A 10854-nucleotide genomic window follows, 5' to 3' on the forward strand; every position below is an offset into this window, starting at 1 on the left:
GCCGCGTTTTTTGACCTCGCCTGACCAAAAAATATTTCCTTAAACTATAGAACTTTATTTTTGCATCGTTCCTAAGGGGTGTATGCTAACAAACTTAACCATTATTATGACATTGAGAAATTAAAAAGCAAGAATATTTGTTTGAAAGAAGGGGATAAAATGGAGACATAAGGCTTACAAAAGGCAGGTACACTTGGGCTTCGTGGTTATTTTGATGTAAGTAGAGAAAAAGGCAAAGCCGCATAAAGCTTTGCCTCCTGGCTGTTGTACATTTAATACCCGGCTGCCTGCCCGTCTTTACGCGACTCAGAAGCCCCATAATATACCTTGTTTTTGGCGTCATACATAATGGCCTGGTAGCCACCATAAATACCTCGGGCAAAACCTACTTTGTGTCCCATTGCCATTAATTTACGAATGGTACTGTAGTCAAATCCGCTTTCTAACCTTATTTCGCCTCTCCCCTTTTTGGCAAACCCAGTAGGAGTGGCAGATCCGGTATGATCCATACGTGGGGCATCACCTGCTTCTTGCAAATTCATTCCAAAGTCAACCATATTCATCACAATTTGGGTGTGTCCTTGTGGTTGAAAATCTCCTCCCATTACACCAAAGCTCATAAAAGGTTGTCCATTTTTGGTGACAAACGCAGGAATAATGGTATGAAAGGGGCGCTTACCCGGAGCATAAGTATTGGCTTGCCCTTTTTGCAAAGAAAACAATTCTCCCCTGTCTTGTAACATAAAACCTAACCCTGGAGGTACCATACCCGACCCCATGCCTCTATAGTTGCTTTGAATCAGTGATACCATGTTGCCGTCTTTGTCAGCAACAGTCAGGTAAATAGTTTCTCCTTTACTTATTTTGCCTGCTATAAAGTTGCGCCCTGCACGTTTGCGATTGATCAATTTACGCCGTTTGGCGGCATACTCTTTAGAAATGAGTGTTTGCAAGGGTACCTTACTGAACTGCATGTCAGCATAATATTTTGCCCGGTCTTCAAACACTAATTTTTTGACCTCTGTTACCAAATGAATGTGCTCAGGACTACCAAAACTAATTTTACTAAAGTCAAACCCTTCAAGTATATTCAACATCTGTAAAGCAGCAATGCCTTGTCCATTGGGTGGTAGCTCCCATACATCGTAGCCCCGATAGTTGACAGACACAGGTTTTACCCATTCAGACGAATGACTGGCCAAATCATCATAAGACAAAAAACCTCCCTGTGACTTGATAAAGCGGGCAATTGTACGCGCTACTTTGCCTTTGTAAAAACCATCCCGCCCTTTTTTAGAAATGATACGATAGGTATTGGCAAGCGCTGGATTCTTAAAGATTTGCCCTTTTTGAGGCGCCTTACCGTTGATGGTGTAAGTTTCTTTGATATTGGGAAAACCCTTGCCCAGATAAAATGGAATAGAGCGATTCATATAATAAGCAATCAATTCGGTGACAGGAAACCCAGTATCTGCATAGCGAATTGCCGGATTGAGTATAGTGGTCATTTTGAGTTTGCCAAATTTTTTGTGCAAACTAAACCAGCCATCTACTGCACCTGGCACACTTACCGGGAGCGCTCCATGCGAAGGAATTTTCTTGAAGCCCTTTTTTTGAAAATAATCAAGGGTCAGGCTTTTAGGAGAACGCCCGCTGGCATTCAGCCCGTATAGTTGTTTGGTTTTGGCATCCCAGACAATGGCAAATAAATCGCCCCCAATACCGCTTCCGGTGGGCTCCATCAAACCTAGGGTAGCATTGGCGGCTATGGCAGCATCAACGGCACTGCCTCCTTTTTTTAAAATATCTAAAGCTACCTGGGTAGCCAATGGATGGCTGGTAGCAGCCATGCCATTTTGGGCAATGACCTCAGACCTGGTAGCAAAATTTTTACCTGTGACCCGGTCTTGTGCTTGTGTGTTTGGCAACGAAAAAAACAACAACAAAAAGCTAAATAAAAGTGTAGTGAAGTGTCGCATAAAAAAAAACAGAAAAATATATAAAAGATTGGGTTACCTTTGTCTTTCAAATTTATTATTGCTCAAAGGTATGATAATGTCGATTGTAATTATTAACAAATAATTGTCAATATGGTTGATAAATCGGCACATAAACGCCCCAAAAAGGTCGTGCACATCAACTACCTTTGTTTTATTTTGTATTTAATTATTAATCAAATCAAAACTACACATCGTTATGAAATTTTTAAATGGACTCTTGATTATAGCAGTATTTGCTTTTGTAACTGCTTGTGGTGGTGGTGCCAACACTGGAAACACTGAAGGTGACACTACTAGCACTGCTGAAACTAAAAAAGATGGTGAAAGCACTGAAGTAAACAAAGAAGACGAAACTAAAAAAGAAGACCAAAACGCTCCTAAAGTTTTGTTAGTAGCCCAAAAGTGGGGATACGATGTGGATGCTTCTGTAGGTATGTTGTCTGAGGAAGACCAAAAGAAAATCTCTGAAGAGCAGAAAAAAGCAATGAAGGGAATGTCTATGGAATTCAAAGCTGATGGTACTTACGAAATGGCTTTAAACGGTGAGGCTAAAGAAAAAGGTACTTGGACTATGAGCGAAGATGGCAAAACCATCACTACTAAAGAAGAAGGTAAAGACAAAGAAGTAATTGCTAACCTTAAAGAAATGACTGCTGAGAAGATGGTTATTGAAATGAAGGACGGTGAAAAAACTGAAACTTTTGTAATGGTTAAGTTTGTAGCGCCTGTAAAAGAAGAAGTGAACGCTGAAGGCAACAAAGAAGAAACTAAAAAAGAAGAAGTAAAAACTGAAGAAAAAAAGTAAGCTAAAGTTTACTGATTTATCTTAGGAATGGTACCAAAATAAATTTACATTCTTAATCTCATCTTTTGAGGCTATACTTTGTTAAAAAATAGCCGAATAGCGCTGCTATTAGCCAATTTTTTGCCGCGTCTAGCAACAAAATATTTTATTAAACTATAGAAATTTATTTTTACACCATTCCTTAGGAATTTCTTTTTAAATATTTTGAGCCCCCCTCTTAAGCAACCTTAAGAGGGGTTTTTATTTTTATTACCCTCACATTTTAGTAAGTTGCCCCACATCAACTAAACTTAAGCTCACATGTTTGCCCCCCTCTGGAACTCTTCTGATATTACCGAAAGGCAACAAATCGCCTTACAAATTGCTGACCTGAACCCTGATTTCGCTAAAGCATACCAACAACTCAAACAAGGACAGGTGTACACCACTGCGGTAACTCGTGGATTTGTTGAGTGGCAGCTTCCCAATAACATGACCCAAGAGCCTCACTATTGTTTGGTGTTTATCCCTTACCACTATACCCCTACCCAAAAATATACGGTCAAAGTATTTTTACACGGGTTGGTAAGCACAAAAAATAAGCAAGGATGTATACACAAGTTTATCGACACGCAAGCAACCACCTATGAGCACCGCAACTATATTTCAGTGTATCCGGCGGGTTTCAAAACCTCTCCTTGGTGGGCAGAAAGTCAGCTCGAAAACCTGGCAAATATTCTGGGCCAACTAAAACAACAATACAATATTGACGAAAACAGGGTACACCTTGCCGGAATGTCGGATGGTGGTACAGGGGCTTACTATATGGCCAATACAAACCCTACGCCCTGGGCAAGTTTTTTTCCTTATTTGGCAAATATTGCCGGGCTCAACACCTTAAGCCAGCGCCAAATCTATGTGGCTAACTTCAAGAATCGCCCTTTTTTGATTGTAAATGGAGAAAAAGACCACGTATTCCCGCCCAAAATTGTGATACCGTATGCAGAGCTTTTGCGTAAAGCAGGCATTGACATGGATTTTTATATGCTCGAAAATGCAAGACACGATATGGATTGGTTTCCGGCAATGAAAAGTAAAGTCATAGAGTTTATCAACACCCACCCAAGGCAACCCTTACCCGATCAGCTTTATTGGGAAACAGAAACAATAGATAAACACGCCCGTGTGCATTGGCTCATCATCGACAAACTGACTGAAGGGTCGGAAAATACAGATCGTTTGGTCAGTGTGAACACTATCTTGAATTACCGAACTCCCATGTTTAGGCGAGACAAGATATCGGGGCGGATACGTGCCCAAAAAAATGACAATGAAGTAGTGCTGACCAGTGACAATGTAAGTGAGGTTACCATTTTATGTTCGCCCGCTCATTTTGACTTTGCCCACCCCGTTAGAGTTATTGCTAATCAAAAGATTGTATTCGATGGAACACTTTCACCAAGTATTACTACTTTGCTTAAGTGGCACGCCATAGACAACGACCGTACGATGTTGTTTGGGGCAGAGATAAAAGTGAAAATCGTTTGAAAAATGCCTTATTGCAACAGGTATAGAGTGCTTACCAAGCCACCCCCAGGTTAAAAGAAATGTCTGCTCCGGTCGTATTGTCTTTGCTCACAAGGTAAGTAAGAGCACTAGAACCTACTCCCAAACGTACAGGGCCTGCCCTAAATGAAAAGTAGCCTGACATAGCAAAAGGATTGTGTCCCCCAAAACTGGTAGCAAGCCCAAAGTTGGCAATGGTAAACAAATTGAGGTTATAACCCAATTGCATACTCGGACGACGGGTGGCTGTACCCAATTCGGTGAACCCTTGTATATAAGTAGCATAAAAATGGTGCAGGTTAAAACTGCGTCCTTTGCGGTCTTTGGCAGGTATTTTATACTCAAACTGTAAGGCCAGGCGCATAGGCAGTGCCATATTAAAGTTGTTTTGAGTAGGTGTGGGGGTAAAGCGTGCGGTCAGTGAGTCGACAAACGATTGGGTACTGTCGGTAAGGTTGTTATTCCCTACCCCCAACGTAATGGGTACTCCCTCAAACGTAAATTGGTCTTGTACAGCATAGTTGAGCGTTTGCTTGGTATAACGTACCATCCCTATGTCCAACAAACTTGCGGATATTGAAACTTTGTTTTGAAACGTAAAAGTAGCGCCAGCGTCAAAACCCAAACCACGCCCACGCACGGTTAAAGGATTTGCGGGGTTTTCTGCATCCACTACCGGGTTACCGTCTGCGTTGATCCTATCATAAGGCAGTGCCCCATTGAGTTGATAGTCTATGTCAAACCCCAAACTACTTCCATCAGTAGCGGTTGTCATATTGCCCGAAAACCTTGACGTACGAAAAGCCATCATTCCTTCCAATACTTTGATTCGTCCTCCTATGCGTAGGGTCATTTCTTGAGGGCGGAGTTTTTCTTGAGTAAAGCCAATTTTGGCACGTTTTCCAATGCGAACAGGGGCCGCAAAACCAGCGACAAACTCCCGAAGCCAAAAACCAGTTCCTCCTACTCGCCCCAGGTCTACCGTTTGCCCGGCAAACTGCTTGTTGCCCTTCCAGGCAAACTGTGCCAGGGTTTTAGACAAAAAGATATTCCCTTCCACCCGTTCGTTTATTTCTGCCGATATGGTAAAGCGCTCTATATAAGAATCTTCGGGCTGGCATAATGCTGTAGGAGTACGCATGCTATAAGCAGGTTTTTTTCGTACAAATTTAATGGCCACTCCTATGGGCTGTACCTGGAGCCCAAAACTCGCCCGGTTTGTTCGATTGAGTTGCCCCAAACGCTCTTCTATTTTTTCATTTACTTCTTCAGAGGTCAGGTTGCCCCCCAACAAGCGCTCTACTTCGCCCATACTCGTAATATTGTTCCCAAACCATCCATAAGCATTGGCCAGGTTAATTTGTACACGCTCTGAGCCTAACCCCAGCTTACTGGGCTGATAGCGTGCGCCTTGCAAGGTAAAGTGACTGCCATAGGCTGCAGCAGGATTGTTTTGCGCATTTGCAACCGCACAAAAGACCCAACCCCATGCCAAGGTGCATAATAGTAAGTATATTTTTTTGGACATCATCATCGGTGATTTATAGAAAGGTAATTGCCTCATGTTTGTATAAACTCTAAGTAAAATGGAAAAAATAAAGTATTCCAAAAGGACAAAATATTTGGTGGGAGGACGAGCGAAAAAATATTTGCATAGCCAAAGCTATGGAACTATTTTTTTGCGAAGTACCCCCGCCAGAGATACCGTTTTATGGATTAGGTTATTTTTGTAGTTTTACTAATTGCTAGAGTCCTAATTTTTTAATTTCACTTTTACATCTGCTATGAGCTGAAACTTATACATAGTAGCACCATCGATGCGTACACTATTAACCAGCCCATTGGTATTGAACCCGGTTGTAAACTTTATATATTTAGTATTGCGTAAATTATTGAGTAAGGAGGTAGAATTTACACGTACCGATAATGTATCGCCTGCGCTAATAAGTGATGGTACTTCGAAAAGCGAATCAATGACTGTAGTTTGATCATCGGCAAGAAAGTACGCTTGTACGGCAAGGTTTAACGGGGTTTGATTGTCGTGTTTGAGGATCAAACTGCCTTCCAGGTTTTCTACTTCGCTGCCCAACCCCAGGTCAAAATTGTCGATGGTTTCAAAGCTTGCCGATACATTGGGGGCAAGCGTAATGGCAGTGATTGCTGAAATTTGTAGTTGAATATTCATGGTAAGGTCGCTAATGTTGCTAAAATCGACATTTGACCCTCCGGGCGATTGTATATTTTCTATGCCTATTTCCAGGTTTGAGTTCAGTGTAGTATTGAGCACTAGTTCGCTAAAAGAATAGCTGGCATTAGGCGCCACCTCTTGTGTAGTCGTATGGGTAATCAAGGCATTGGTTTCGCCTTGATTGCGAAAAACGATGCGCATGCCTGCTGACAGTGTCACCGGGAAAGGGTTACTAAAAGAGGCACTGATTTGTACGCTGTCTATTTCTACCGATTCAAAAATCAATGCATTGTTTGCATCTGTAATGGTGTAAGCACGCTTGATAGAATCGATGGGGCCAAAAGCGGGCACTACTGGCACAGTGCCACTGTAGCCATCCAGCCCTAATGAACTGGCAGGAATGGCAATAGAAAAGTCTACATTTTGGATGTTGGGCTGCTGAAGTACACCCATTGTTCCCTTTACAATAGGGGCAAGAATATCGGGTTGCCAATCTAAGGTAATGTCCTGATTGTTGTTGAGGTTGCAAGCGGTAATTAAGCTACCCAGGGAGCCAAAAAAAAGCCACATACGAATATACAAAAGTGCGTGTTTGGTATGCATTGAATAATATTTAGTGAATCATTTGATGTCTTACAGTCAACGGAATTAGCCATCTGAACGCCACCCAAAACCAATCACTTTTGTGGTAAAATTTGTGACTATCTTTAAAATCCTGTATCTTTTTGAAGCGAATAGTGGGCGATGATGGGTCAAAATATCCGTTGAAAATAATGTTGCCTATTGTAATAAGCCATCAATCTTATTTTGTAACCTTCTAATCACCTTTTTATGTTCTTATTCAAAAAAGCCCAAACCAAGCAAGCTTTAGTGCGGGTGGGTGCAGGCGGTACTGTCATTAGCTTTGATCAAATACAAGTTGTCCCCTTTTTTCACCGTCTCACTATTATTGACTTGTCTTTGCAACGCTTGTCTTTACATTTGAGCGAAAGTCAGGCAATTTTATGCAAAGACTTTATCAAAGCAGACGTAAAAGTGGTATTTGATATAAAAGTGGGTGCCAATCCAAGTTATATTCAAAATGTGTTTCACTCTTTTGACACTGATCAACTCACTGACCCCACCTATTTGGCACAATGGTTTTTGCCCCATTTTGAGCACGCATTGCGGGTGGTAGGGCAAACAATGGATTTTGAGGACTTGCGTAGCCAGCCCGATAAACTGAGGGATATGGCACTGGAGGTCATAGGGAAAGACTTGTCAGGGTTTGAACTAGAGGATATGTTAGTAGAAAGCATTGAGCGCACTTTCGTTGATTTTTATAATGAAGAAGATTACCTAGAGCAACAGGGCAAAGCCAAGGCTAAACAGCTTGCCATGAGAGCGCCCATCAAGGAAGAAAGTGTGGGTGGTGAGGAAGCTGATGCTTTATTACATAAAAACTTAATGGCTGAAGAAGCCAGACAAGCGCTTGAAGTGGAACTGGTAGAAGTTGAAATAGCACAACAACTTGAAATAGCCCGTTTGGAAGCCGAAAGACAGGTAGAGTTGGCGAAATACACTACTAAAACTGAGCAGAACACAGCGGATAAAATAGACTTGGAATTGCAAAAAATACGTGCACAAGCACAAGAAGAAAAACAAAAAATTGAGCAGTTGCAAAGGGAAGCTGAACGAATAAAGGCAGAGAAAAAAAACGACAAAAATAACCTAAAACCTTAAATATTATTGCATTTATGCCACTTACAGTTGTACTAGTGATGGTAACTTTTGCCTGCTTAACTCTCATGGGCACTGTACTGCTATACGCTCAGTGTATAAAAATAGCCCCTCCCGGTTTTGCCCTCGTTCGTACAGGAACCAGTGGGAGTGTGGTTTCTTTTAGCCGAATAATGGTATATCCTGTGTTTCATAAAGTAGAATACTTGGACATACGTTATAAGAATTTTAGCATTATTTGTGAAAACAACGAGGGGGCTACTTGCGCTGACAATATGCGAGTAAATTTACACTTTAATTTTGTAATGCGCGTACATTACTCAGAAGATGATATCATTAAGATTGCTCAAAATATAGGCTGCCAACGAATCGGACAAATAGAGACCTTCCGACAATTATTTGAAGCAAAGTTTTTAGACGCAATCAAAACCGCTACCCGGCAATTTAGCTACGAAGACTTACTCAAAGAAAGGGATGCCTACAAGTCAGAGGTGCTCAGCGCAATTGGTGGAAATTTGAGCGGCTTTATTTTAGACAACTGTAATATTACCCACATTGGGCTTACGCCTCGGCAATACCTTGATCCTAATTCCTTGTCGGGCGCCAAGGCGCTTAAAGTACTGACAGAACGCTTCGCAGAAGTACATAAGGATGTAAGTGTACAACAATCACCACAAACTGCTGCTACCAATGCCAGAGAACAACAGTTTTTGCTGGAGTTTCAGCAGGGGGAAAATGAAGCCATTCATCAGGCACACATTCGTTTTTTGCGTGAGCAGGGCGCACTCGATATTCGTTTGGTATCCCTGGAGGTAAAGCTCGAAGCTGAAGTTTCGCCCGATATTCGCAAACGTTTGCAAAAGCAAATAGAAGATCTCAAGCGCAAACGCCAAGACTTGAAAACGCAATTTGAAGTAGAAAAAAAAAGCATCAAAGTACGTTATCAGCGCAAGCTATTGGCCGCTAAACGTAGCCATGAACTGCCCCCTGAAAAACAGTAAAAGATACAAGCCTGCCTAAAAACCTCCAGACAGGCTTGGCTTATATAAAAAAACTTCCCCGCTATCCCTTCAACCACCCATATTTGGCTTTAAACTTTTCGGCTTGTGTGGGATTAATCATTTGCACAAAAGCCAAGTACCCCTTGCCATAAGCGGTGGCATCTTTGCCCAATTGTTTGGTCATTTCAGCCGCTCCCTTTTGTTCGTATTGGTGCAAAAATGCCCTAAAGTTGCGAATATCACGGCGCGAGATTCTTATTTCATCATTGTTTACCACTACCCCGGTTACAGTTTGGCGTTGGTGCCCTCGCATCACCATTGTTTTGTCTGGGTGAACTACAAAGTTTTCTTCGCCAATGATCTTTTTAGATAAGCCTAGAATATGCTTCAGATCAGCCTCTTTGTTACTGCTCGAAAACACCATGTCATCGGCATAACGAGTATATTTCCAATCAAGTTTATCACCCAACTTACTCAAACGATTGTCGAGCTTGCGACAAATCAGGTTGGTAATGGCAGGCGAAGTGCAAGCCCCTTGGGGCAAATAACGATCGCCCAATGCCACAAAATATTGTTTTCCCTCTAGCTTGGCGCTCAACCGGAGCGCATCGGTGCACATGAGGGCAAACACCGAGGCTATGCCTTCGTTGTAGCCAAAAGACTTGAACAACCCCTTGACTCTGCCAAACTTAAGCGAGGGAAAGAAATCTTTCAAGTCTATTCTGATGAGTACTTCGGCGTTGAGGTGAAAATTAGCGTTATCAGCAATTGACTTGCCTGGTCGAAAAGCCATGGCTGCTTCATGACACTCTATTTTGCTCAAAATATTTTCCAAAATCCATTGCTGCGCCTTGCGGGTTTTGGGTTTGGGCGAGGCAATGCTCCTAAAACCTCCCTTGCGTTTGGGAATCTGAAAACGGCTATAATGATCAATAGAAGCAGCCTTGCGGTGATAAGACAACCACAAAATATCGCTTTGTGGCATCGCCATCAACTCCGACAAATCACGCACATTATTTACTACGGGCAAACCCGCCTCTTTGAGTTGGGCTTCGTTGCCGCCTTCAAACTTGAGACCAGCAGATACCCCCTCACCCAGGAAATAAGGCGTATCTTTTTTGCGCTGGGCAATTTCGGCTTTGCGTTCTTTTTCTTTTTGTGCTTTTTCTGCCTTTTTAATGGCACGTGCCGCCTTTACCCGCTCAATCCGGTTCTTTCTAATTTCTTTGATCAGCGGTGTAATATCTTCCAGCCCCTCTAGTTCTTTGCTTAGCTTATTGAGCTCTTTATTGACCTTGTTTAATTCAGTATATCGTTGTTTGAGCGCGTCTAACTCTGCAGGCTCTAGCTTCAAAAAGCCCAGGCGAATCATCTCCTGAATCTCAAAATATTGTTTACCGACACTTCTTAACTCAGCCCGCCAGTTTGTCGTTGTTTGATTTGCCATGTTTTAGGTTTTTTATTGGTAAGTAGTTTCTTGGGAGATGCAAGCGTCAAGCAACAGGCGACAAGTGTTGTATTGTCCATGCCTGAAATAGGTTGACCTTGGGTTGACAATTAGACACTTTTGAACAAATTCAATTGATTTGCATTATT

8 protein-coding genes are annotated in these 10854 nt (G+C 42.1%); 4 read left to right on the top strand and 4 right to left on the bottom strand.

What is annotated here, in order from left to right; all coding sequences use genetic code 11:
* Positions 1–272: 272 nt before the first annotated feature.
* Complete coding sequence (gene ggt / locus Q0954_RS30705; RefSeq protein ID WP_299464680.1) at positions 273–1979, bottom strand: gamma-glutamyltransferase; 1707 nt, start codon at positions 1977–1979, stop codon at positions 273–275.
* A gap of 217 nt (positions 1980–2196) precedes the next feature.
* On the opposite strand from ggt, the gene Q0954_RS30710 reads away from it, so the two are divergent.
* Positions 2197–2805 carry a lipocalin family protein gene (locus Q0954_RS30710; RefSeq protein WP_299464683.1) on the top strand — a complete coding sequence of 203 codons (609 nt, stop codon included), beginning with the start codon at positions 2197–2199 and terminating at the stop codon, positions 2803–2805.
* Positions 2806–3105: 300 nt separating this feature from the next.
* Positions 3106–4332, top strand: a complete 1227-nt coding sequence (locus tag Q0954_RS30715) for a dienelactone hydrolase family protein (protein WP_299464686.1) — start codon at positions 3106–3108, stop codon at positions 4330–4332.
* Positions 4333–4363: 31 nt separating this feature from the next.
* Here Q0954_RS30715 and Q0954_RS30720 read toward each other — a convergent pair whose 3' ends face one another.
* Complete coding sequence (locus tag Q0954_RS30720; RefSeq protein WP_299464689.1) at positions 4364–5914, bottom strand: DUF5723 family protein; 1551 nt, start codon at positions 5912–5914, stop codon at positions 4364–4366.
* A 189-nt stretch (positions 5915–6103) separates the two neighbouring features.
* Complete coding sequence (locus Q0954_RS30725) at positions 6104–7141, bottom strand: hypothetical protein (protein ID WP_299464692.1); 1038 nt, start codon at positions 7139–7141, stop codon at positions 6104–6106.
* A gap of 228 nt (positions 7142–7369) precedes the next feature.
* Between Q0954_RS30725 and Q0954_RS30730 the strand changes: the two genes are divergently transcribed.
* Together Q0954_RS30730 and Q0954_RS30735 are read left to right on the top strand one after the other, a co-directional pair.
* The gene (locus Q0954_RS30730) at positions 7370–8260 is read left to right on the top strand and encodes a hypothetical protein (RefSeq protein ID WP_299464695.1); all 891 of its coding nucleotides are present in this window, start codon (positions 7370–7372) and stop codon (positions 8258–8260) included.
* A 65-nt stretch (positions 8261–8325) separates the two neighbouring features.
* Positions 8326–9258: an SPFH domain-containing protein gene (locus tag Q0954_RS30735; RefSeq protein ID WP_299464698.1), complete on the top strand. Its 933-nt coding sequence runs from the start codon at positions 8326–8328 to the stop codon at positions 9256–9258.
* Between the two features lie 61 nt (positions 9259–9319).
* Here the strand turns inward: Q0954_RS30735 and Q0954_RS30740 are convergent, their stop codons facing one another.
* Positions 9320–10705: a reverse transcriptase family protein gene (locus Q0954_RS30740; protein WP_299464700.1), complete on the bottom strand. Its 1386-nt coding sequence runs from the start codon at positions 10703–10705 to the stop codon at positions 9320–9322.
* Between the last annotated feature and the right edge of the window lie 149 nt (positions 10706–10854).

The organism is uncultured Microscilla sp. (assembly GCF_947493425.1).
Lineage (GTDB): Bacteria > Bacteroidota > Bacteroidia > Cytophagales > Microscillaceae > Microscilla.